Raw genomic sequence first — 20,187 nt, forward strand, 5'->3', positions numbered from 1 at the left:
GGCGGGGTCGGGCGTGAAGGATACCGAGGGCTACACCACGGCCGATGGTCGACAGATCGGCGGCGTGTTGATGGAGATGCGCAACATCACCCTGCGTTTCGGCGGGGTGGTGGCGATTCAGGACATCTCCTTCGACATCCGCGAAGGCGAGATCCGCGCCATCATCGGGCCGAACGGGGCCGGGAAATCCTCGATGCTGAACATCATCTCGGGCTTCTATACCGCGTCCGAGGGGGAGATCCTGTTCCGCGGCGCGCCGCGCCCGGCGATGAAACCCTACGAGGTCGCGCGCACGGGCGTCGCGCGGACCTTCCAGAACATCGCGCTTTTCGAGGGCATGACGGTCCTCGACAACGTCATGACCGGGCGGCTCACGCATATGCATTCGGGCATCCTGAGCCAGGCGCTCTGGTGGGGGGGCGCGCAGCGCGAGGAGGTCGCCAATCGCGAGATCGTCGAGAAGGTGATCGACTTTCTCGAGATCCAGGCGATCCGCAAGACGCCGGTCGGGCGGCTGCCCTATGGTCTCAAGAAGCGGGTGGAGCTGGCCCGGGCGCTGGCGGCGGAGCCGACGCTCCTGCTGCTCGACGAGCCGATGGCGGGCATGAATGTCGAGGAGAAGGAGGACATGAGCCGCTTCATCCTCGATGTGAACGACGAGTTCGGCACCACCATCGTGCTGATCGAGCACGACATGGGGGTGGTCATGGATCTCTCCGACCGCGTCGTGGTGATGGATTACGGCAAGAAGATCGGCGACGGCCCGCCCGACGAGGTGCGGGCGAACCAGGACGTGATCGACGCCTATCTGGGGGTGCCGCATGAGTGATCTGGATACTGGACGAGGCAGGATGACAGACCGAAAAGAAGGTGCGCGCGATGTATGACTACGTGATCCAACCCTTCGTCGAGATGGTCGAGGCGCCGGACTTCCTGTTGCAGGTGCTCTGGGAGGGGCTCGTCTCGGGCATCCTCTACGCGCTCATTGCGCTGGGCTTCGTGCTGATCTTCCGCTCCTCGCGGATCTTCAACTTCGCCCAGGGCATCATGGTGGTCTTCGCGGCGCTGACGCTGGTGGGGCTGCACGCGATGGGCGTGCCGGCCTGGATCGCGGTCGCGGCGACGCTCTTCGTGATGTTCCTTCTCGCGGTGGCGATCGAGCGCGTGGTGCTGAGGCCGCTGGTGGGCCAGCCCGATATCATCCTTTTCATGGCGACGATCGGGATCACGCTGTTCCTCATCGGGCTCGGCGAGATCATCTTCGGCGGCGAGAACAAGGTGATGATCACCGAGGAGCTGGGGATTCCCACGGGCGACTTCGTGCTCGAGCCCTGGGGCGGACTTCTGATCCTGCAGCATCTCGACATCACCGTCGTGGTGGTGGCGACGCTTCTCGTGGGCGCGCTCCTGGCCTTTCTCAACTACACCCGGATGGGCCGGGCGATCCGGGCGCTCGGCGACGATCACCAGGCGGCGCTCTCGGTCGGGATTTCGCTGCAGACCATCTGGGTGCTGGTGTGGTTCATCGCCGGGATCATCGCACTCGTGACCGGCATCGCCTGGGGCGCGCGGGCGGGTGTCTCCTTCGCGCTCGAGGTCATCGCCTACAAGGCGCTGCCGGTGCTGATGCTGGGCGGGCTCGAGAGCATCACCGGCGCAATCATCGGCGGGTTGATGATCGGCATCCTCGAGAAGCTCTTCGAGATCTACTGGGGCCAGCCGTTCCTTGGCGGCAATACCGAGACCTGGTTCGCCTTCGTGCTGGCGCTGATCGTGCTGCTGTTCCGCCCGCAGGGGCTGTTCGGCGAGCGCATCATCGAGAGGGTCTGAGATGCGCGCAGCCTGTTCCCAGACGGCGCGCGCCGGTCACGTGCTGACAAATGTCGGAGAGGTGCGTCGCGCGCCTCAGCCCCGGGGGCCGGGGAGCGAGCCGCGCACCATGCGCCACCACATCCGCATCCAGGTGTCCATCATGTCCGCGGGACGCCCCGAGAAGACCGCGTCGCGGTCGAACCCGATATCGGCTTCGGACTCCGCGATCATGCGGCGGAGGTTCTCTTCGAGCTCGTCTTTCATCGCGCCCTCCTGTCTCTACGGAGCTGTGGCAAAGTTACATAGAAGACGCCAAAGAAGAAACAATATTTCATTAATCCTTTCGGAGGATGTTTGATGCTTTATCGCACCGCGGGGCAGTTCAAAACGAGTTACAGGGCCGACCAGGCGCTGTTTCCGGTGCGCCAGGATGCGATCCTTCTCGGGCTCGTGCTGATCCTGACCTGGGTGATCTTTCCGCTCACCGCGAGCGAGTTCGCGTTCCAGACGCTGTTGATCCCGATCCTGATCTACGCGCTGGCGGCAATGGGGCTGAACATCCTGACGGGCTTCGCCGGGCAGCTGTCGCTCGGGACCGGCGCGTTCATGGGGGTGGGGGCCTATGCCTGCTACAAGCTGATCACGATCTTTCCGTGGATGAACCCGGTGGTCGCGATCCTTCTGTCGGGCGTGTTCAGCGCCGGGATCGGGGTGGCGTTCGGCATCCCGTCGCTCAGGATCAAGGGCTTCTACCTCGCCATCGCGACGCTCGCGGCGCAGTTCTTCCTGGTCTGGCTCTTCGAGAAATGGTCCTGGCTCTACAACGACAATGCCAGCGGCGCGATCCAGGTCCCGAATATCGAGACACTGGGCGTCTGGGTCGCGGGGCCGCAGGCCGCCTCGATCACCCAGTATTACGTCGTGCTGATCGTGGTCACGCTGATGACGGTGCTCTGCATCAATCTCACCCGCGGCACGCTGGGGCGCACCTGGAAGGCCACACGCGACATGGACATCGCGGCGGAGCTTATCGGCATCAACCTGATGCGCTCGAAGCTGACGGCCTTCGCGATCTCGTCCTACGTCGTCGGCGTGTCGGGCGCGCTCTTCGTCTTCATGTGGCGCGGCGCGGCCGAGCCGAACCTCTTCGACATCCAGCTGTCGTTCCGGGTGCTCTTCATCGCCATCATCGGCGGGCTCGGGTCGATCATGGGCAATTACCTCGGCGCCATCCTGATCGTCGGGCTGCCGGTGGTGCTGAACACCTTGCCCGCGACCTTCGGGTTGCCGATCTCGTCGGCGACGGTCGAGCATCTGAACATCATGATCGTCGGCGCGCTCATCATTTTCTTCCTGATCATCGAGCCGCACGGGCTGAACCAGCTGTGGCGGCTGATCCGGGAGAAGCTGATCATCTGGCCGTTCCCGCATTGACGGGCGGCCCAACAGACCCCGGACAACCGGGACCAGTTCCATTTGGGAGGACATCATCATGAAGACCTTGAAGACACTGGCGGTCGCGGCCGCGCTCGGGCTGGCCGCGGGCCCGGTCCTGGCGCAGGAACTCTACGTTCCGAACCTCGCCTACCGCACCGGACCCTTCGCGGCGACCGGCATCCCGCTGATGAACGGCCAGGCCGATTACATGGCGATGCTGAACGCCCGCGACGGCGGCATCGGCGGGGCCAAGCTGAATTTCGAGGAATGCGAGACCGGCTATTCGACCGAGAAGGGCGTCGAGTGCTACGAGAAGACCAAGGGCCGCGCGATCGTAACCCAGCCCTGGTCCACCGGCATCACCCTGCAGGTCCTGCCCAAGACCAATGTCGACGAGATCCCGATCCTCGCGCCGGGCTACGGCTTCTCGCCGATGGCCGACGGCAAGGTCTTCCAGTGGGCCTATAACACGCCCGCGGGCTATTGGGACGCGGCCTCGATGATCCTGCAATATCTCGACGGGCAGGGCGGTCTCGACGGCAAGAAGATCGCCTTCCTGCATCTCGATCACCCCTATGGCAAGGAGCCGCTGCCGCTTCTCGAGAAGAAGGCGGGCGAGATGGGCTTCGAGCTTGTGCCGATCCCGGTCGGCCTGAAGGAGATGCAGAACCAGTCGGCGCAATGGCTGCAGATCCGCCGCGAGCGTCCCGACTACGTCGTGATGTGGGGCTGGGGCGCGATGAACGCCGGCGCGATCACCGAGGCCGTGAAGACCAAGTTCCCGATGGAGAACATGGTCGGCGTCTGGTGGTCCGGCCATGACGCGGATCTCAAGATCGTCGGCGCCGATGGCGCGGGCTACAAGTCGATCTCCTGGTCCTTCCCGAATGCCGACGCGCCGGTGATGGCCGACATCAAGACCCATGTGGTCGATGCGGGCAACTCGCAGTCGAACGAGGAAGAGATGGCGGGCGTCTTCTATTCGCGCGGCATCGTGATCTCGGCGATCCTCGCCGAGGCGATCCGCGTCGCGCAGGAGGAATACGGCACCGCCGAGATCGACGCGAGCCAGCTGCGCTGGGGTCTCGAGAACATCGACATGTCCGAGGCGCGGATCGAGGAGCTGGGCCTGACCGGCATGGTGCCGCCCTTCTCGACCTCCTGCGCGAACCACACCGGTCATTCCGGCGGCTGGATGCTGGAATGGGATGGCGAGAAATTCGTCAAGGTCTCCGACCTCCTGAGCGCGGATCTCGAGGACTACCAGGGCCTGATCGGCGAGAAGGCGCAGGAATATGCCGACGCCAACGCGCCCTGGCCGGTGAACGAGGGCTGCGAGGGCTGACGCGCCTCATCTCCGGCGGCGGCGCGGGCGTCGCCGCCGGGTTGCGTATTTTCAAAAAGAAGAAGCCATGGGGTCCGCCCGGCCGGGCCACGTGGGACACGCGGGAGGAGAGGCATGGCGGATGCGGCGGCGGGCAAGGCCCCCCTGTTGGAAGTCAACAATATCGAGGTGATCTACAACCACGTGATCCTCGTGTTGAAGGGCGTCTCGCTCACCGTGCGCGAGGGCGGGATTACCGCGCTTCTGGGCGGCAACGGCGCGGGCAAGACCACGACCCTGAAGGCGATCTCGAACCTCCTGCATTCGGAGCGCGGCGAGGTGACCAAGGGCACGATCCTCTATCGCGGCGAGCGGGTCGCGCATCTCGATCCGGCGGCGCTGGTGAAGAAGGGCGTCATCCAGGTGATGGAGGGCCGGCACTGTTTCGAGCACCTGACCGTCGAGGAGAACCTCTTGACCGGGGCCTATACCCGCGGCGACGGCAAGGCGGCGATCGAGGCCGATCTCGAGATGGTCTACACCTATTTCCCGCGGCTCAAGGAGCGGCGGAAGAGCCAGGCGGGCTATACCTCGGGCGGCGAGCAGCAGATGTGCGCGATCGGGCGGGCGCTGATGTCGCGCCCCGAGACCATCCTTCTCGACGAGCCGTCCATGGGCCTTGCGCCGCAGCTCGTGGAGCAGATCTTCGAGATCGTGCGCGCGGTGAACGAGGGCGAGGGCGTGTCCTTCCTTCTGGCCGAGCAGAACACCAACGTGGCGCTGCGCTACGCCCATACCGGCTACATCCTCGAATCCGGGCGGGTGGTGATGGAAGGCAGCGCCGAGAGCCTGCGCGAGAACCCAGACGTGAAGGAATTCTACCTCGGCATGTCCGAGGAGGGGCGCAAGAGCTTCCGCGACGTGCGCTCCTATCGCCGCCGGAAGCGCTGGCTGGCGTGAGCGATCACGTTCGATATCTGGGGGTTCTGGGACCGCCCTCCGCGGACGCGGCGGACGGGGTGCAGGCGGCCTGCGAGAGGCTGCAGGACGAGGGGCTCCTGGGGGAGGTATCGCCCGGTGCGGCGCCTGGGCACGGGCGGGCCGCGGCCATTGCGCCGGGGCCGCGCGTGCTGCAGGCCGCGCCCGAGCTGTCTGGCCTGACGAGAAACGGGGTGGAGCTCTACCCGTCGCCCTTCATGAATGTCGGCGCCTTGATGAGCGAGGGTCTGACCTGCCCGCGCTGCGGGCTCGCGGTCGGTCCGGATCACGATCGGCGCGGCGAGATCGTCGACCTGCTCGGCAGCGCCGCCGATGCGGAGCGGTTCGACGATGGGGCCGCGCTCTGCCCGGCCTGCGAGGGCGCGAGCGGTGTCAATGACTGGGTGCGCGGGGAGGCCTTCATCCTGGCCTCGTGCGGGCTGGCGCTTTGGAACTGGCCGCGTCTGCCCCAGATCGACGCGGCGCTGTGCGCGGCGCTGGCCGATGCCATCCCGGGCCGCCCGCTCCGGTGGGGCGCGTGGCGGATTTGAGCGGAGAGTGAAGGAGGGCGCGATGACGACCTATTACGACGACCTGGAAACCCGCAGCGCCGACGCCCGCGCCGCTGCGCAGCTCGAGGCGCTGAACGCGCGGCTGGCCCAGCACGGGTTGGGCGCGCTCGATGATCTGGCCGCGCTCGCGGACCTGCCGGTCCTGCGCAAGTCCGAGCTCTCGGCGCGGCAGGCCGAGACGCCGCCCTTCGGCGGGCTTCCGGTCCAGAACGTCGCGCATGTCTTCCAGTCGCCCGGGCCGATCTACGAGCCGGGCGGCATCTCGCATGACTGGTGGCGGCTCGGGCGCTTTCTCAATGCCTGCGGGATCGGGCCGGGCGACATCGTGCAGAACTGCTTCGGCTATCACCTGACGCCCGCGGGCATGATTTTCGAGAACGGTGCGCGGGCGGTTGGGGCCAAGGTGCTGCCCGCGGGCACCGGGCAGACCGAGTTGCAGGCGCGCGCGGCCAGCGATGTGGGGGTCACCGCCTATGCCGGGACGCCGGATTACCTGAAGATCATCCTCGAGAAGGCGGACGAGATGGGACTGTCCCTCGGGATCGCCCGCGCGGCGGTGTCGGGCGGCGCGCTCTTTCCGACGCTTCGTAGCTGGTATGCCGACCGGGGGATCTCTTGCCTGCAATGCTACGCGACCGCCGATCTCGGCAATATCGCCTATGAGAGCCCGGCGATGGAGGGGATGATCGTCGACGAGGGCGTGATCGTCGAGATCGTCACGCCCGGGACCGGCGATCCGGTGCCCGAGGGCGAGGTCGGCGAGGTCGTGGTGACCGCGCTCAATCCCGATTACCCGCTGATCCGCTTCGCGACCGGCGATCTGTCGGCCGTTCTGCCCGGGGTCAGCCCCTGCGGGCGCAGCAACATGCGGATCAAGGGGTGGATGGGACGGGCCGACCAGACCACCAAGATCAAGGGCATGTTCGTGCGGCCCGAGCAGGTCGCCCAGCTTGTCGCGCGCCATCCCGAGATCGCGCGGGCGCGGGTGATCGCGGGCCGCGCGGGCGAGGCGGACACCATGACGGTGCGGATCGAGACCGAGGCGCAGGACGCGAGCGCCTATGAGGCGAGTGTCGCGGAGGTCCTGAAGCTGCGTGGCACGGTCGAGATCGTCGCGCCCGGAGAGCTGCCGCGGGACGGCGTGGTGATCGAGGATACGCGCAGCTACGACTGACGGCGAGCGGACCGAAAAAACCCCGATAACGGTCGGTTGTTATTGCCTAGCCACGGGGCGCGCTCCAGCTATCCGGAAAAGCGACAAGGAAAGATCCGACATGACAGCTCTTGCCCGAACCATCGCCCTGGTGCTCGCAACCGTTCCGGGGCTCGCCCTTGCGGAGACCGATGTCTTCATGGTCGAGGGGCGGCCCGTCTCCTTCATCGAGCGGTTCGGCGCCGGCTCGGGGCTCCGCGCGGCGGAAGACCCGCTGCTTGCGCAGGGCGCCGAGGTGGCGCTGGTCACGCGCGCCAGCCAGGACGAGCTGCGCGCGGCACTGGCCGGGTTCATGTCGGATATCGACGAGGCGACCGACCGGGTGGCCGTGGTGCTGAGCGGGCGCTTCGTGCACAGCGCGACCGAGACCTATCTCCTGGCGCCGGAGAGCGACATTTCCGACTTTGCCGGGGCGGTGACCGAGGGGCTCGCGCTTTCGGCGGTGACTGGTCTGCTGGCCGAGTATCCCGGGCGCGCCGTCCTGATGCTGGGCACGCTCGACGGGGCTCAGGTGGAGGGCATGCGTTCCGGGATCGGCGAGACCGATTGGCCGCAGGGCGTCACCGTGATCAGTGGGCGGGCGCAGGACGTGGCGGAGCTGGCCTCGGACCATCTCCCGCGGCCGGGACGTGCGCTGCTGCCCGAGGCGCGTCGGGCGGGGTTGAGCGTCGCAGGATATGCGCCCGAGGGCTTCGTGTTCCTGCCCGAGCGCGGCGCGCAGGCACCGGCACCGTCGCGGGAGCCGCAGGACACCCAGCCCTCGGCCGATGACCGTCTGTGGCAGTCCGTCTCGGACCGGGACGAGATCACGGCCTATCGCGACTACCTCGCGGCGTTCCCGCAGGGGCGGCATGCCTCCGAGGCGCGGAGCCGGATCGCGGCGATTGAGGCCGATCCGTTCCGCGATGCCCGCCGGGCCGAGGAAAGCCTCGGTCTCAGCCGCGAGGCGCGGCGCGAGGTGCAGCGGGACCTGGAACTCCTGGGCTTCGATCCGCGCGGCATCGACGGGATTTTCGGGCAGGGCACGCGCGCGGCGATCCGGCGCTGGCAAGAGGCCAGCGGGCAGGACGTGACCTCGTATCTCGACGGCCCGCAGGTGGCGCGCTTGGGGGCCGAGGCGAGCCGCCGCGCCGCCGAGCTGCAGGAAGAGGCGCAGCGGCGTCAGGCCGAGCTCGAGCGCGAAGATCGCGCCTATTGGCAGCGGACCGGCGAGGGCGGCGGTCCGGGCGAGCTGCGCGCCTATCTCGAGCGCTATCCGGACGGGCTTTATGCCGATATCGCGCGCGACCGGCTCGACCGGTTCGAGGCCGAGGCCCGCGAGCGCGCCGAGAGCCGCGACCGCGAGGCGTGGCAGGCGGCGCAGAATGGCAATACCGTCGCCTCCTATCGCGATTATCTCGCGACCTTCCCGCAGGGTGCCTTCGCTGGACAGGCGCAGGCCCGGATCGCCGAGCTTGGACGCTCGACCGAAGACCGGCAGGCCCGGGCGCAGGTCGAGGCGGAAGAGGCGCGGCTGGGTCTCAATCGGGGCGCGCGCCGGATCGCGGAAGACCGGCTGCGGGTTCTCCAGTTCAATCCCGGCAAGGTCGACGGCAAGTTCGACAAGCGCACGCGGAGCGCCATCCGCCGCTACCAGGAGACCCGGCAGCTCAGGGTGACGGGGTATCTCGATCAGCAGACGGTGGTCCGGCTTCTGGCCGAGTCGCTGATCCGCTGAGGCGGCTCACTCGGTCGACAGAAGCACAGCCTCGACCCGGCGATTGGCGACGCGGCCCTCGGGGGTGAGATTGCTGGCGACAGGCGACAGGTAGCCTGCGCCAGCCGCCGAGATCTGGCCCGGATCGGTCGCGTGCCGCGCGCGCAGGTAGTCGATCGCGGCCGTGGCGCGCCGACGCGACAGCGCCTGGTTGGCGTCGAGCGAACCCACGGCGTCGGTGTGACCGACAAACAGCACGACCCGCGAGGGGTTGGCGGCCAGATACTCGGCCAAGGCATCGAGCGACGCGACGGGCGCGTCGCCGAGCGTCGCGTCGCCGCTTTCGAATCGCATGTCCGTCAGCACCACATGCCCGTCGCGTTCGAGCGCAGCACCTATGTCGTTCGGGATCACCGCGGGGAGCGGGATGTCGGGTGCCGTCGTCTGGGTCGTCTCGGCGATGGCCTCTCCGACCTCGATCACCTGCACATGCCCGGCGGTGGCCGAGCGCGAGACAAGGAGCGACAGCGCCGCGCCGTCCGGTCCGGTGGCCGAGAGAAAACGGTAATCGGTCAGGTCGACATACATCTCGGGCGCGGGCAGCACCTCGGTCGCGAAGCGAAAGTCGAAGCCGCCGCATTGCCGCGCGGTACAATCGAGGAGCGGCTCGAATCCGGCCTCGAGGATGGCGTCGCGGAGGGGTGCGAAAAGCTGCTGGACCGTCGCGCCCGTCGCGGGCAGCCGCCAGGCGCGCCGGGTCATCGGGCCCTCGACCGGACGGACCGGCAGGCCGGTCTCCGCCGTCCACGGGCCCGTGGGCAGTGCGTAGCGCCCGCCCGCGCTCGTCTCCTCGGCGGTCAGCGTGGCGCCGCGCGGCAGCGCAAGCTCCAGCGCTTGCCCCGGCGAGGCGACGAAGAGCAGCGCCGCGAGGCTAGCGAGCCTGGGCGTGATAGGCGTCATTCGGGCGCATGTCGGTGGCCGAGGCCACGCGGTTCGTCATGTTGAAGAAAGCGGCGACGTTGATCACGTCCCAGATGTCGCGGTCGGTGAGACCCTCGTCGCGGAGCCCCTGCCGGTCGGCCTCGGAGACCTCGGCGGAGGATTTGGTGATTTTCTCGGCCAGGGCCAGCATCGCGACCTGACGCGCGGGCAGATCGGCGACCCGCCAGTTCATCACCAGCATCTCGCCGAGCTTCGGATCGCCCGAGAGCTGGCGCACGGCGGCGCCATGCGCGGTCAGGCAGTAGAAGCACCGGTTGGTGGCCGAGACCACGACGGCGATCATCTCGCGCTCGAGCTTGCTGAGACCGGACTCGGCCAGCATCAGCTCGTTGTAGAGCGCGGTGAAGCTGTCGAGCTTGGCGATGTCGAAGGCATGGGCGCGCAGAACGTTCGGCACCATGCCGAGCTTCTCTTGGCAGATGTCGAAATAGCGCTGCGTGGCCTCGGGCAGCGGGTCCACCGGCGGCAGGTCGAGGGCTGTGGGGCTGTCGGTCATGTCTGGTCCTCCGGTTTGACACGGTAGTGGTAGCGTCCGGCGATCTCCATCCCGAGCGTATCGTAAAGCGCATTGGCGGGGGCATTGGCCTCGGTGACGAGTGCCGCGATCCGGCGCGCGCCGAGCGGCGCGGCCCAGAGCGCGGCGCAGCGCATCATCCAGCCGCCCAGCCCGTGGCGGCGCGCGGCGGCCGCGATCTCGAGCGCATGGACAAAGGCGATCTCGCCGTCGATCGCGGCGAAGCCCGCGCCCCCGGGCCGATCCTTGATCCGTCCCAGAAGCCCGGTCTTGGGGCCGGTCACGCGCTCCATCACCGCGACGCGCTCGGGCCCGATGCCGCCCGCGGCCCATATTTCGCGCATGATCGCCAGGGGCTCCCAGATCGCGAAGGCGGTGACGCGGGGCAGGGCGCGGTCGGTGAGCGTCTCGATCGGGCAGAGCCGGATCGAGACCGGGTCCTTGATCCTGTAGCCCCGGTCCGCGAGCGCCGTATCGAGCGCCTCGTCGCCCGGACGGATCATGAAGAGCGGCGTCTGCCCGAGGGCGCGCATCGCCGCTTCCGCCTTCTGTAGCTCCGCTTCGTCGGCGGTCCCGTCGACCGTCGAGGCCGACACGCGCTGCCCGCCGCCCTCTCCCGCCCGGATCGTGACCGGGCCGAGCGTGTGCGTCTCAGCCGGAGGCCAGGTGGCCTCGACGGCGGCGATCAGGCGGGCGGTGTCAGGTATCATGCGGCCAGATCGGAGCGCAGCCGCGCGCAGGCATCGGAGAGCCGCGCAGGATCGGTGCCGCGCAGGACCACGTTCGAGCCGTGGAGGCCCTTCTCCTGGAACGGGTAGGAGCCGATGGCGAGATCCGGGAAGGCCTCGGCCAACTCGCTCAGGGCCTCGGCGATATCGCCCTCGCCGCGCTCGACGCGCACCGTTTCGGACAGGAGCGGCGCGCCGCCGGTCAGGCTCGGCAGGAGCGAGGCGACCATGGCCTGGAAGATCGAGGGGACGCCCGCCATCACATGCACATTGCCCAGCGAAAATCCCGGTGCCGCCGAGACCGGGTTCTCGATCAGGCAGGCGCCGTCGGGGATGCGCGCCATCCGGAGCCGCGCGGCGTTCAGTTCCTTGCCGGTCTCGGCGTAATGGGCGGCGAGGATCGCGCGGGCGTCGTCGCGGATGCCGATGGGTCGGTCGAAGGCGGCGGCGACGCATTCGGCGGTGATGTCGTCATGGGTCGGGCCGATCCCGCCCGAGGTCACGACGTGATCGTAGCGCTCGGACAGGGCGCGCACCGCCTCGATGATCGCGTCGCGGTCGTCCGAGATCACGCGGACCTCGCGCAGATCAATGCCGCGCAGGGTCAGCTCGCCTGCGAGGTGGTGCATGTTGGCGTCGCGGGTCCGGCCCGAGAGGATCTCGTCGCCGATGACCAGCATGGCTGCGGTGGGGTTGGGCATGGGCACTCCTTGGCGGCAGGCTCCGCTGGAGGTATAGGCCCGGCCCATGCGCTTTCAAACCCCATTGCAGCCCGCCACGCTTCTGCGCCGCTACAAACGGTTCCTCTCGGATATCCGGCTCGAGGACGGGCGCGAGGTCACCGCGCATGTCGCCAATCCCGGCGCGATGACGGGGCTCGCGGAGCCGGGAATGCGGGTCTGGATCGAGCCCAATGACGACCCGAAGCGCAAGCTCAAATGGGCGTGGAAGCTGAGCGAGATCGAGACCGGCGCGCGGGTCCTCGTGGACACCGCCATCGCCAACCGCGTGGTGCGCGAGGCGCTCGAGGCGGGGCGGGTGCCGGGGATGGGCGGCTATGTCGAGATCCGGCCCGAGCAAAGATACGGCGCGGGCAGCCGCGTGGATTTCCTGCTGCGCGGTCCCGATCGGCCCGACTGCTATGTCGAGGTCAAATCCGCGACGCTGGCGCGCCAGACCGGCGCGGCGGAGTTTCCCGACACGGTGACCGCCCGCGGTGCCCGGCATCTGGCCGAGCTGGCCGAGGTCGCGCGGGGCGGCGCGCGGGCGGTGCTTCTCTATCTCGTGGCGCGCACCGATGCGTGCTCGGTCGCGGTCGCGGCGGATATCGACCCGGCCTATGCGGAGGCTTTCTCGGCGGCGCGCGACGCAGGCGTCGAGACATTGGCGCTGGGCTGCGCGGCCGACCGCGAGGGGGTGACGGTCGCGGGTCCGCTGCCGGTCCTCGGTCTCTGATCGCGCCCTTGCGGCGCGGGAGGGTGGCGTCCCGAAGGAGTTGCGACTAGATAACGCTTAAGAAGTCGAAAGACGGAGCGCCCGCGGTGAACGAAGAAAGCAGAGGTCGGCTGACCAAAGACGGAATTCGCATCTACGATGCGAGCGATTTCGACGGCATGCGCAAGGCCGGGCATCTCGCGGCGCAGCTCTTGGACGAGGTCGCCGAGCATGTGTTCCCGGGCCAGAGCACCGAGGCGCTCGACGATTTCATCCGGGGGAGGATCGAGGAGGAGGGCGCGACCTCGGCGACGATCGGCTACAAGGGCTACCAGCACGCCACCTGCATCAGCGTGAACCATGTCGTCTGCCACGGGATCCCGGGGCCGAAGGTGCTGAAGGACGGCGATATCCTCAACATCGATGTCACGGTGATCGTCGATGGATGGTATGGCGACACGAGCCGGATGTATGTCGCGGGCAAGCTCAGCCGCAAATCCGAGCGGCTGATCCAGGTGACCCATGACGCGCTCATGGTCGGGATCGAGGCGGTCAAGCCCGGCGCGACCTTCGGCGATATCGGCAACGCGATCCAGAACTATGTCGAGGCGCAGCGCATGTCGGTGGTGCGCGATTTCTGCGGTCACGGGCTGGGCCGCGTGTTCCACGCGCCGCCCAACGTGCTGCATTATGGACGCGCCGGGACCGGCGCGGTTCTCGAAGAGGGCATGTTCTTCACCATCGAGCCGATGGTGAATCTCGGCCGCCCCGAGACCAAGGTTCTGGCCGATGACTGGACCGCCGTGACCCGCGACAAGTCGCTCTCGGCGCAGTTCGAGCATTCGGTCGGCGTGACCTCGGATGGTGCGGACATCTTCACGCTATCACCCGCGGGGCGGTTTCACCCCACATATGGCTGACGCACGGTGAGCGCGGCGATGCCGCAGGGCGGGGTCATCGTCACCCTGTCGGCGTCGAACTTCGCGATCGGCATGGGCGCCTTCGTGGTCATCGGCCTTCTCGATCCGATGGCCGCGTCGCTCGGTATCTCGCGGAGCGCCGCGGGCTGGGCGATGACGATCTACGCGCTGTCCTACGCGATCCTCTCGCCGATGCTGGTCTCGCTCACCGGCGGCTTCGGTCGACGCCGGGTCCTCGCGGCGGCGATGGCGCTTTTCGCGGTGGGAAACACGCTCTGCGCGCTGGCGCCGGATACCACGACACTCCTTGCGGGGCGCGCCGTTGCGGCAGCGGGCGCGGGGCTTTTCACACCGGTCTCGGCCGCCGTGGCGGCAGGGCTCGCGCCGCCCGAGGCGCGCGGCAAGGTGCTGGCCAGCGTGATCTTCGGGTTGAGCCTCGCACAGGTCTTCGGCGTGCCCGCGGGCAGCTGGATCGCCTTCACCTTCGGCTGGCGCGTCGCGTTCTGGCTGGTGACCGCGCTGGCGCTGGTGGCGATCGTGCTCACCTGGACCCGGGTGCCCAAGGGGCTGAGCTTCGCGGTCGTGGGGCTGTCGCAGCTGCGCGAGGTCCTGAGCGACGGGATCGCCATGGCGGCGACGCTCTTCACGGCCAGTTTCCTGGCGGCGATCTTCATTCTCTACACCTATCTCGGGCCGGTGCTCTCGGACCAGATGGGCTATGGGCGGGACGCGATCACGCTGACGCTGGTCATCTACGGCCTCGGCGCGGTGATCGGCAATGTCGCGGGCGGCTGGATGGCCGACCGGCTGGGCTTCATGTCGACACTGGCGATCCTCTGCATCGGGCAGATCGTCCTGATGCCGCTCTTCGCGGCCTTCCCGCTGGCCGATGCGGTGGTCCTGGCGCTGGTCTTCGTCTGGTCGGCCTTCGGCTGGTCCTTCATGGCGGCCCAGCAGATCCGGCTTTTGGGCCTGACGGGCGAGAAGGCGAGCGTCGCGCTCGCGATCAATGCCGCGGCGATCTATGTCGGCAACGCGCTCGGCGCGGCGTTCGGAGGTCTGGTGCTGGAGCGCGCGGGGCTCGTCTGGCTCGGGCCCGCGGCGGGTGTCGCGGCGCTCGGTGCGCTTGTGCATCTTCTCTGGTCGCACCGCGCCGCTCGGCTGCGCGGGCGCGAATAGGCCTGGGCGTCAGAAGCAGAGGATGGCGGCGACTGCGGTCTGGGTCTCGACGGGGATGCCGTTCAGGATCGGTCGCGCCCGTTCGGTCCCGAGCGGAAACCGCACATCCGCCTTGCCCAGGAATTCGAGGATCGGCCGGACCGACACCGCGAAATTGAGGTTCTGCGGCAGGGTTCCTGTCTTCTCCAGATAGGCCAGCTCGTCGGCGCGCGAGACGACCATGCCGATCACCTCTCCGGCGCGATTGAGGACCGGGCCGCCCGAATTGCCGGGCTGGATCGGCGCGCTCAGCATGATCTTGCGCGCCGGGTCGCGCGGACCCGGCATGGCGCTGACATTGCCGCTGGTCACCGTCAGGCCCTGTTCGAGGAGCGCGCGATAGGGGAAGCCCAGCGCATAGATCGTCTCGCCCAGAAGCGGCGTCGCGGCGCGGCTGAGGGGCAGGAACCGTCCGGCCCGCCCGGGGGCGCTGAGGACAGCGAGATCGCGCTCGGGATCGCGGGCGATGAGCTGAAGGTGCGTGCCGTTGTCGAGCTCCAGCCGCTCGCAGCCATCCACCACATGCGCGGCGGTGACGATATCGGTGGTGTTGACGAAGAAGCCCGAACCGAGCCGCGCCTCGGCGGCGCGCGGGCTCCCCAGACCCGGCAGCGCGGCCCCGACCTCGGGGGCGGCGTCGAGATAGACGCGCAGGAGGCTGGTCTCGGGCAGCTCCAGCTCGGGCTGGTTGCCGTCCTGAAGGCTCGCCACGATCAGCTCGCCCCGTCCGGCCTGCCAGGTGTCGTATTGCACCAGCGTCGAGACGTAATAGCCCGCATCCGGCAAGGACCAGAGATGCGCGACGCGGCCCGATTCAAAGGTGGCGCGGGTGACGAGCGACTGCTCGGTATAGGCGCGGGAATAGGGCGCGGGCGCGCGGTGATGCTCGGCGAGCCAGTTGTGAAGCTCGAGCGTGCGCGCGGTGTTGGCGAAGAGCGTCCGGACCAGAAGGCTGCCGTCGCGGTTCTCCAGCGTCACATGCGGGTCGGTCTCGGCCCCGGTCGAGGCCAGGAGCGCGTCGGGCAGAAGCTGGGAGGAGTTGTTGGACGGGAAATAGTAGACCCGCCACTGCGAAACCTCGCGCTCCTTCTCGAACTCGGTCAGGAGCGGGCGCAGATCGCCGAAGGTGATGGCGCGACCGTCGAGACCCGGGAGCGCCGCCGCGAGCGCGGCCTGTTCCTCGAGACCCCACTCCCCGTCGAGAGGGCCGCGATAGCTGCCGTCCACGATCAGCGCGGCCTGCAGGAAGCGGATGTCCTCATACCCGAGAAAGCGCGGCTCGAACGGGGCGAGATCGCTCTGAGCGCTCGCAAGACGCGGAACCAATGCCAGCGCAACCGCCAGCCAGGCGATAACCTTCCCCCACATGGATCAAGGGTAGCCCGAGAGACCACGTCCGGCAACATGCGCGTCAGGATAGCGGCGGGGGTTCGCGCGTCAGGTGATCGCTTCGAGCCGTTCTTTCGACAGATCGCCCGGCACGATGGTGATCGGGATCGGGAGCGAGCCGGAGTTCTTGGTCAGCTGCGTCACCAAAGGCCCCGGGCCGCCCTTGCCGGTGCCGGCGCCAAGGACGAGAACGCCGATCTCCTCGTCGTCGCGCACCTGCGCGATGATCTCGGGGACCGGCTCGCCCTCGCGGATCACCAGTTCGGGATCGACATTCTGCCGGTCCCGCATCCACTTGGCGAAGACCTCGAAATGCGCCTCGATCCGCTCGCGGGCCTCTTCGCGCATCACGTCGCCGACGCCGATCCAGTGGGTGAACTCGTCCGGCGGAATGACCGACAGGATCGCCACGCCACCGCCGGTCTTCGCTGCGCGCATGGCGGCGAAGCGCATCGCGTTCAGGCATTCTCGACTGTCGTCCAACACGACGAGGAACTTGCGCATTCTCGGAGCCTCCGGTCGGGGCGATCATGGCAGCGCCCCGGAGGACGGGCAAGGGGAAGGGCGATCAGCCGGTGGCAGGGATCAGGAGACCGGGGCGCAGTCTGGAAATCCGGGTGGCTCCGGCACGGCTGATCGCGAAGACACCCAGCGCCTGGCCGTTTTCCAGAAGCCAGAGCAACCTTCCGGACATCTGCGCCTCGACATCCTTCAGAATGGCCGAGACGGTGTCCGGATCGGCCCAGTCCTCCTCGAGAGCGGGGGCGAGCCTGCGGCTGGTCCCGCCGATCTCGTAGTGCAATCGCGATGTGCCGGCGACCGGGTCGACCTCGTCGGCAACGTGGCCGATAGTCGCCTCGACGCCGCCGGCGCGCGCGATGTCCGCGAGCAGCCGTGCATAGCTTCCGGCCCCGTCGATGCACTCCATATCGATCATGGCCGCGCGGTCGCAGATCGGCCGCTCCTGCGCCGCGTCGGGGATCGAGCCTGCATAGCTCAGAAGCAGCAACCTCAGGGGATCGCGCTCGTAGGCATCGGTCCCGAGCGGCAGAGCGTCGGGCGCGATGCCGGGAGACAGCTCCAGACCGGCTGTCTTCAGAAGCGCGATCTGGGTGTCGAGGGGGACGCTCCTTTGCCACCTGTCCCGCGTCCGGGACAGGTGCCGCTCGTAGAGAAACACCGCGCCCAGAAGTCCGGCCAGAATGGCCAGAAGGCCGGGAATGCCCATCAGAGGCTCGCGGCCCAGTCCCAGTAGAGCGACCGCGCGCGCTTGGTCAGGGGGCCGACCTGGTAGGAGATGTCTTCGAACCCGGTCACCGGCGTCACCTTGTTCATGTTGCCGGAGAGGAAGACCTCGTCCGCCGCCGCGACATCGTCGAAGGTCAGGACGGTCTCGATCACCTCGACGCCATCCGCGCGGAGGTTGGCGATATGCCGCGCGCGGGTGATCCCGGCGAGGAAGGTGCCGTTCGCCACCGGGGTCAGGACCGCGCCGTCCTTGGCGATGAAGACATTGGCGGTCGCGCTTTCGGCGACATTGCCCATCGCGTCGGCGACGAGCGCATTGCCGAAGCCGCGCGCGCGCACCTCGCGGAGCATCCGCGCGTTGTTGGGATAGAGGCAGCCCGCCTTCGCATTGACGACGGCGTCCTCCATGACCGGACGGCGAAAGCGCGTGCGGCCGAGCGTGACCGACGCGCCCTCGGGGGCCATCGGGATTTCCTCGAGGCAGATCGCGAAGCCGGTGCGGCCGGGCTCGGGCACGATGGCGGTCGCGTCGCCGTCGAGACCCCAATACATCGGGCGGATATAGACCGCCGCATCGGGGCCGTAGGCCGTGAGGCCTTCTTCGATGATCTCGAGCATCTCGTCGACCGTCCGCGTGGGCGTGATCATCAGCGCCTCCGCCGAGGCGTTGACCCGCGCGCAGTGACGGTCGAGATCGGGCGACTTGCCCTTCACGAAGCGCGCGCCGTCGAAGACGGTGCTGCCGAGCCAGGCACCGTGATCGGCGGCGTTCATGATCGGCGCGTCGCCGTCATGCCAGCGGCCCTCGAAATAGGTGCGGATATTGCTGCCGGTCGCCATCGCCTGTCTCCTTCTGCCGCCGCGACGCTAGGCTCCGAGCGCGGGGAGGTCCAGCCGTTCAGGCGGCTTCGCTGAGGAGCCTGGCAAGATCAAGAGGGCCGTTGGTCATCGACAGCGTGCCGTCCGCATCGCGCGGCCAGTCGTCCTGCGGCCGGTCGCGGTAAAGCTCGATCCCGTTGCCGTCGGGATCGGAGAAATACACCGCCTCCGAGACCCCGTGATCCGCCGCGCCCTCGATCTCGACGCCATGGTCGATGGCGCGCTGCAACGCCGCCCCGAGGCTCGCGCGGTCGGGAAAGAGGAAGGCCGTGTGGAAGAGCCCGGGATGGCGCCGGTCGGCGGGCGGGCGCCCGCGGCTCTCCCAGGTGTTGAGGCCGATATGGTGGTGATAGCCGCCGGCCGAGAGAAACGCCGCCTGCGCGCCGTAGCGCTGCGTCAGCGACAGCCCGATCACGTCGCGATAGAACGCGATGGAGCGTTCGAGGTCCGAGACCTTGAGGTGGACATGGCCGATCGTCATCTCGGCGGGTGCGTGCTGGGACATGGTCCTTACTCCGGTAAATCCACTCTCCGAAATAGGCCCGATTTCTTTGTGCGGAAACAGACAGGAGTGCAGAGGGCCTGTGCGCGGACGGCCCGATCTCAGCGGTGCAAGGTGCGAAGCTGCGCGCAGGCGGCCCGGGCGTCCTTGATCCGGTTGCGGTCGAGAAACCCGCCGATCCGGTCGAGCGCCGCGCCGGTTGCGCGCGGATCGAGACAAGGCGCGCCGCCCTCGGGCCGCTCGGCCACGAGATAGGTTCCGGGCCGGTGCTCGCAGGCGAAATGCCGGGCGATCTGCGCCGCGTCCCGGCCGAAATCGTAGCTCATGCCGCCGTCCGAGATCGCCCGGTCGATGACGCTGAGTGTCAGGAAATAGCCCGCGATGGCGCCGTCCGACCCGTCGGGCGCGGCAGAGAAGAGGCGCAGCGTGTCGCCCAGGTCAGGATCGACGAGATGCGCGGCCACAGCGGCGATCCGTCCGCCGCGTTCCAGCCAGGCAAGGCTGAGCCTGTCCGTCGCGGCGGCGGTCTCAAGCGAGGGGCGATAGCGCGTCCAGCGCTCGCGCGTGCCGGGCGGGCAGGCCGCATCGAAGAACTCGAGGAAGTCTGGCTCGATCGTGTCGAGCGCATCGCCGCGTTCCGCGTGGGCCGAGAACACCCGGCCGTTGGAGCGCCGCCACGCCGCGTATTGCCGCGCGAGACCCCGGTCCGGAAGCGCGCCGAGAAAGGTCTCGAGCCGCTCGGGCAGGGGGATCAGGGCCGCGGCAAGCTTGTCGCTCTGGTCCCCGGGATCGCGGTAGCCGCGCCAGGCGACCTCGATCCCTTCGCCCTCGAGCGCGGCTCCAAAGGATCGCGCGCGCGGCTCCGGGCCGAAATAGAGAAGCGAAAGCCGTGCCCAGGGGCGCGCCGCAAGCGCGGAGGCGAGGGCGTCGAGCACGTCGTCTTCGCGCGTCGGATCGCAAAGAAGCCCGCTATAGGGGCTCATCGACAGCCGACCGCCCGCCTCGAACTGGGTCTCGAAGCGGCGACGGCTGCGGCTCCAGTGTAGGCGCTGCTTCAGGGGCAGAAGACCGATCAGCGTTCCTTGGGCGTCGCGCACCGCAAGCACGAAACCGCGCTCGGGTCGGGCGGCGAAGCTCGCCCGGATCCAGGCATGCGACAGGCAGGCATTGGCATCGGGATCGCGGCGGAAGAGCCGGTCCCAGTCAGTCTCCAGCGCATCGAGGGCGGCGAGGCTCTTGACGCTCTGGACCTCGAGCGCGGTGTCGGTGGGAAGGGGCGGCAGGTCGTGCTTGGTCACGGAAGGGGCGTCCTTGGGGGCAA

22 protein-coding genes are annotated in these 20,187 nt (G+C 68.4%); 11 read left to right on the forward strand and 11 right to left on the reverse strand.

All coding sequences use genetic code 11. From position 1 onward, the window contains the following. Nucleotides 1-70 precede the first annotated feature (70 nt). Both ACFQ4E_RS10245 and ACFQ4E_RS10250 read left to right on the forward strand, forming a co-directional pair. On the forward strand, nucleotides 71-829 hold the full coding sequence (locus tag ACFQ4E_RS10245; RefSeq protein ID WP_386803252.1) for an ABC transporter ATP-binding protein: 759 nt from the start codon (nucleotides 71-73) through the stop codon (nucleotides 827-829). Between the two features lie 50 nt (nucleotides 830-879). After that, entirely contained in the window at nucleotides 880-1,830 is a 951-nt protein-coding gene (locus ACFQ4E_RS10250) for a branched-chain amino acid ABC transporter permease (RefSeq protein WP_386803198.1), read from the forward strand. 75 nt (nucleotides 1,831-1,905) lie between these two features. Here ACFQ4E_RS10250 and ACFQ4E_RS10255 read toward each other — a convergent pair whose 3' ends face one another. After that, entirely contained in the window at nucleotides 1,906-2,076 is a 171-nt protein-coding gene (locus ACFQ4E_RS10255) for a hypothetical protein (RefSeq protein WP_386803200.1), read from the reverse strand. A 93-nt stretch (nucleotides 2,077-2,169) separates the two neighbouring features. On the opposite strand from ACFQ4E_RS10255, the gene ACFQ4E_RS10260 reads away from it, so the two are divergent. The 6 genes from ACFQ4E_RS10260 to ACFQ4E_RS10285 all read left to right on the forward strand — a co-directional run bounded on the left by ACFQ4E_RS10260 (nucleotide 2,170) and on the right by ACFQ4E_RS10285 (nucleotide 9,053). Beyond that, entirely contained in the window at nucleotides 2,170-3,246 is a 1,077-nt protein-coding gene (locus tag ACFQ4E_RS10260; protein ID WP_386803202.1) for a branched-chain amino acid ABC transporter permease, read from the forward strand. A 58-nt stretch (nucleotides 3,247-3,304) separates the two neighbouring features. Next, a complete protein-coding gene (locus tag ACFQ4E_RS10265) occupies nucleotides 3,305-4,594 on the forward strand; it encodes an ABC transporter substrate-binding protein (protein WP_386803204.1) in 1,290 nt (429 codons plus the stop codon). A gap of 114 nt (nucleotides 4,595-4,708) precedes the next feature. Next, the gene (locus tag ACFQ4E_RS10270; RefSeq protein ID WP_386803206.1) at nucleotides 4,709-5,533 is read left to right on the forward strand and encodes an ABC transporter ATP-binding protein; all 825 of its coding nucleotides are present in this window, start codon (nucleotides 4,709-4,711) and stop codon (nucleotides 5,531-5,533) included. Beyond that, a complete protein-coding gene (locus ACFQ4E_RS10275) occupies nucleotides 5,530-6,102 on the forward strand; it encodes a hypothetical protein (RefSeq protein ID WP_386803208.1) in 573 nt (190 codons plus the stop codon). The genes ACFQ4E_RS10270 and ACFQ4E_RS10275 overlap by 4 nt, the downstream gene beginning before the upstream one ends. 22 nt (nucleotides 6,103-6,124) lie before the next feature. Continuing rightward, complete coding sequence (locus tag ACFQ4E_RS10280) at nucleotides 6,125-7,297, forward strand: phenylacetate--CoA ligase family protein (RefSeq protein ID WP_386803209.1); 1,173 nt, start codon at nucleotides 6,125-6,127, stop codon at nucleotides 7,295-7,297. Nucleotides 7,298-7,397: 100 nt separating this feature from the next. After that, complete coding sequence (locus ACFQ4E_RS10285) at nucleotides 7,398-9,053, forward strand: peptidoglycan-binding protein (RefSeq protein WP_386803210.1); 1,656 nt, start codon at nucleotides 7,398-7,400, stop codon at nucleotides 9,051-9,053. Between the two features lie 6 nt (nucleotides 9,054-9,059). On the opposite strand, the gene ACFQ4E_RS10290 is transcribed toward ACFQ4E_RS10285, so the two are convergent. Genes ACFQ4E_RS10290 through ACFQ4E_RS10305 form a run of 4 tightly spaced genes read right to left on the reverse strand, consistent with a single transcriptional unit; the run spans nucleotide 9,060 to nucleotide 11,977 of the window. Continuing rightward, entirely contained in the window at nucleotides 9,060-9,992 is a 933-nt protein-coding gene (locus ACFQ4E_RS10290; protein ID WP_386803212.1) for an OmpA family protein, read from the reverse strand. Continuing rightward, nucleotides 9,964-10,530, reverse strand: a complete 567-nt coding sequence (locus ACFQ4E_RS10295) for a peroxidase-related enzyme (protein WP_386803214.1) — start codon at nucleotides 10,528-10,530, stop codon at nucleotides 9,964-9,966. Before ACFQ4E_RS10295 ends, ACFQ4E_RS10290 begins: the two co-directional genes overlap by 29 nt. Beyond that, on the reverse strand, nucleotides 10,527-11,258 hold the full coding sequence (locus ACFQ4E_RS10300; RefSeq protein WP_386803216.1) for a GNAT family N-acetyltransferase: 732 nt from the start codon (nucleotides 11,256-11,258) through the stop codon (nucleotides 10,527-10,529). Before ACFQ4E_RS10300 ends, ACFQ4E_RS10295 begins: the two co-directional genes overlap by 4 nt. Then, complete coding sequence (locus tag ACFQ4E_RS10305; RefSeq protein WP_386803218.1) at nucleotides 11,255-11,977, reverse strand: competence/damage-inducible protein A; 723 nt, start codon at nucleotides 11,975-11,977, stop codon at nucleotides 11,255-11,257. The genes ACFQ4E_RS10300 and ACFQ4E_RS10305 overlap by 4 nt, the downstream gene beginning before the upstream one ends. Before the next feature lie 46 nt (nucleotides 11,978-12,023). Between ACFQ4E_RS10305 and sfsA the strand changes: the two genes are divergently transcribed. From sfsA to ACFQ4E_RS10320, 3 genes are all read left to right on the forward strand, one after another. After that, nucleotides 12,024-12,731, forward strand: coding sequence for a DNA/RNA nuclease SfsA (gene sfsA, locus ACFQ4E_RS10310; protein ID WP_386803220.1), 708 nt, complete (start codon nucleotides 12,024-12,026; stop codon nucleotides 12,729-12,731). Between the two features lie 86 nt (nucleotides 12,732-12,817). Next, nucleotides 12,818-13,630: a type I methionyl aminopeptidase gene (gene map / locus ACFQ4E_RS10315; RefSeq protein WP_386803221.1), complete on the forward strand. Its 813-nt coding sequence runs from the start codon at nucleotides 12,818-12,820 to the stop codon at nucleotides 13,628-13,630. A 6-nt stretch (nucleotides 13,631-13,636) separates the two neighbouring features. After that, nucleotides 13,637-14,809 carry an MFS transporter gene (locus tag ACFQ4E_RS10320; protein ID WP_386803223.1) on the forward strand — a complete coding sequence of 391 codons (1,173 nt, stop codon included), beginning with the start codon at nucleotides 13,637-13,639 and terminating at the stop codon, nucleotides 14,807-14,809. Nucleotides 14,810-14,818: 9 nt separating this feature from the next. Here ACFQ4E_RS10320 and ACFQ4E_RS10325 read toward each other — a convergent pair whose 3' ends face one another. The 6 genes from ACFQ4E_RS10325 to ACFQ4E_RS10350 form a co-directional block, all read right to left on the reverse strand. Then, nucleotides 14,819-16,216 (reverse strand): S1C family serine protease, encoded by a 1,398-nt coding sequence (locus ACFQ4E_RS10325; RefSeq protein ID WP_386803224.1) that lies wholly within the window; start codon nucleotides 16,214-16,216, stop codon nucleotides 14,819-14,821. A 69-nt stretch (nucleotides 16,217-16,285) separates the two neighbouring features. Then, nucleotides 16,286-16,741: a universal stress protein gene (locus ACFQ4E_RS10330; RefSeq protein ID WP_386803226.1), complete on the reverse strand. Its 456-nt coding sequence runs from the start codon at nucleotides 16,739-16,741 to the stop codon at nucleotides 16,286-16,288. Between the two features lie 64 nt (nucleotides 16,742-16,805). Further along, complete coding sequence (locus tag ACFQ4E_RS10335; protein ID WP_386803228.1) at nucleotides 16,806-17,465, reverse strand: hypothetical protein; 660 nt, start codon at nucleotides 17,463-17,465, stop codon at nucleotides 16,806-16,808. Further along, nucleotides 17,465-18,325, reverse strand: coding sequence for a branched-chain amino acid aminotransferase (locus ACFQ4E_RS10340; RefSeq protein WP_386803230.1), 861 nt, complete (start codon nucleotides 18,323-18,325; stop codon nucleotides 17,465-17,467). Before ACFQ4E_RS10340 ends, ACFQ4E_RS10335 begins: the two co-directional genes overlap by 1 nt. Before the next feature lie 58 nt (nucleotides 18,326-18,383). After that, nucleotides 18,384-18,869, reverse strand: a complete 486-nt coding sequence (locus ACFQ4E_RS10345; RefSeq protein ID WP_386803232.1) for a VOC family protein — start codon at nucleotides 18,867-18,869, stop codon at nucleotides 18,384-18,386. Between the two features lie 98 nt (nucleotides 18,870-18,967). Beyond that, nucleotides 18,968-20,164: a GNAT family N-acetyltransferase gene (locus ACFQ4E_RS10350; RefSeq protein ID WP_386803234.1), complete on the reverse strand. Its 1,197-nt coding sequence runs from the start codon at nucleotides 20,162-20,164 to the stop codon at nucleotides 18,968-18,970. Nucleotides 20,165-20,187 lie beyond the last annotated feature (23 nt).

It is taken from the genome of Litorisediminicola beolgyonensis, from assembly GCF_042679605.1.
In the GTDB taxonomy this organism is placed as follows: Bacteria; Pseudomonadota; Alphaproteobacteria; order Rhodobacterales; family Rhodobacteraceae; genus Litorisediminicola; species Litorisediminicola beolgyonensis.

Excerpts from the sequence above, each read along its gene's own strand:
- ACFQ4E_RS10300 (WP_386803216.1), bottom strand. The coding sequence starts at position 11,258 with ATGATACCTGACACCGCCCGCCTGATCGCCGCCGTCGAGGCCACCTGG.
- ACFQ4E_RS10255 (WP_386803200.1), bottom strand. The coding sequence starts at position 2,076 with ATGAAAGACGAGCTCGAAGAGAACCTCCGCCGCATGATCGCGGAGTCC.
- ACFQ4E_RS10285 (WP_386803210.1), top strand. The coding sequence starts at position 7,398 with ATGACAGCTCTTGCCCGAACCATCGCCCTGGTGCTCGCAACCGTTCCG.
- ACFQ4E_RS10270 (WP_386803206.1), top strand. The coding sequence starts at position 4,709 with ATGGCGGATGCGGCGGCGGGCAAGGCCCCCCTGTTGGAAGTCAACAAT.
- ACFQ4E_RS10305 (WP_386803218.1), bottom strand. The coding sequence starts at position 11,977 with ATGCCCAACCCCACCGCAGCCATGCTGGTCATCGGCGACGAGATCCTC.
- ACFQ4E_RS10340 (WP_386803230.1), bottom strand. The coding sequence starts at position 18,325 with ATGGCGACCGGCAGCAATATCCGCACCTATTTCGAGGGCCGCTGGCAT.
- ACFQ4E_RS10280 (WP_386803209.1), top strand. The coding sequence starts at position 6,125 with ATGACGACCTATTACGACGACCTGGAAACCCGCAGCGCCGACGCCCGC.
- ACFQ4E_RS10245 (WP_386803252.1), top strand. The coding sequence starts at position 71 with ATGGAGATGCGCAACATCACCCTGCGTTTCGGCGGGGTGGTGGCGATT.
- ACFQ4E_RS10265 (WP_386803204.1), top strand. The coding sequence starts at position 3,305 with ATGAAGACCTTGAAGACACTGGCGGTCGCGGCCGCGCTCGGGCTGGCC.
- ACFQ4E_RS10250 (WP_386803198.1), top strand. The coding sequence starts at position 880 with ATGTATGACTACGTGATCCAACCCTTCGTCGAGATGGTCGAGGCGCCG.
- ACFQ4E_RS10290 (WP_386803212.1), bottom strand. The coding sequence starts at position 9,992 with ATGACGCCTATCACGCCCAGGCTCGCTAGCCTCGCGGCGCTGCTCTTC.
- ACFQ4E_RS10345 (WP_386803232.1), bottom strand. The coding sequence starts at position 18,869 with ATGTCCCAGCACGCACCCGCCGAGATGACGATCGGCCATGTCCACCTC.
- ACFQ4E_RS10325 (WP_386803224.1), bottom strand. The coding sequence starts at position 16,216 with ATGTGGGGGAAGGTTATCGCCTGGCTGGCGGTTGCGCTGGCATTGGTT.
- ACFQ4E_RS10330 (WP_386803226.1), bottom strand. The coding sequence starts at position 16,741 with ATGCGCAAGTTCCTCGTCGTGTTGGACGACAGTCGAGAATGCCTGAAC.
- ACFQ4E_RS10260 (WP_386803202.1), top strand. The coding sequence starts at position 2,170 with ATGCTTTATCGCACCGCGGGGCAGTTCAAAACGAGTTACAGGGCCGAC.
- ACFQ4E_RS10295 (WP_386803214.1), bottom strand. The coding sequence starts at position 10,530 with ATGACCGACAGCCCCACAGCCCTCGACCTGCCGCCGGTGGACCCGCTG.
- sfsA (WP_386803220.1), top strand. The coding sequence starts at position 12,024 with ATGCGCTTTCAAACCCCATTGCAGCCCGCCACGCTTCTGCGCCGCTAC.
- ACFQ4E_RS10335 (WP_386803228.1), bottom strand. The coding sequence starts at position 17,465 with ATGGGCATTCCCGGCCTTCTGGCCATTCTGGCCGGACTTCTGGGCGCG.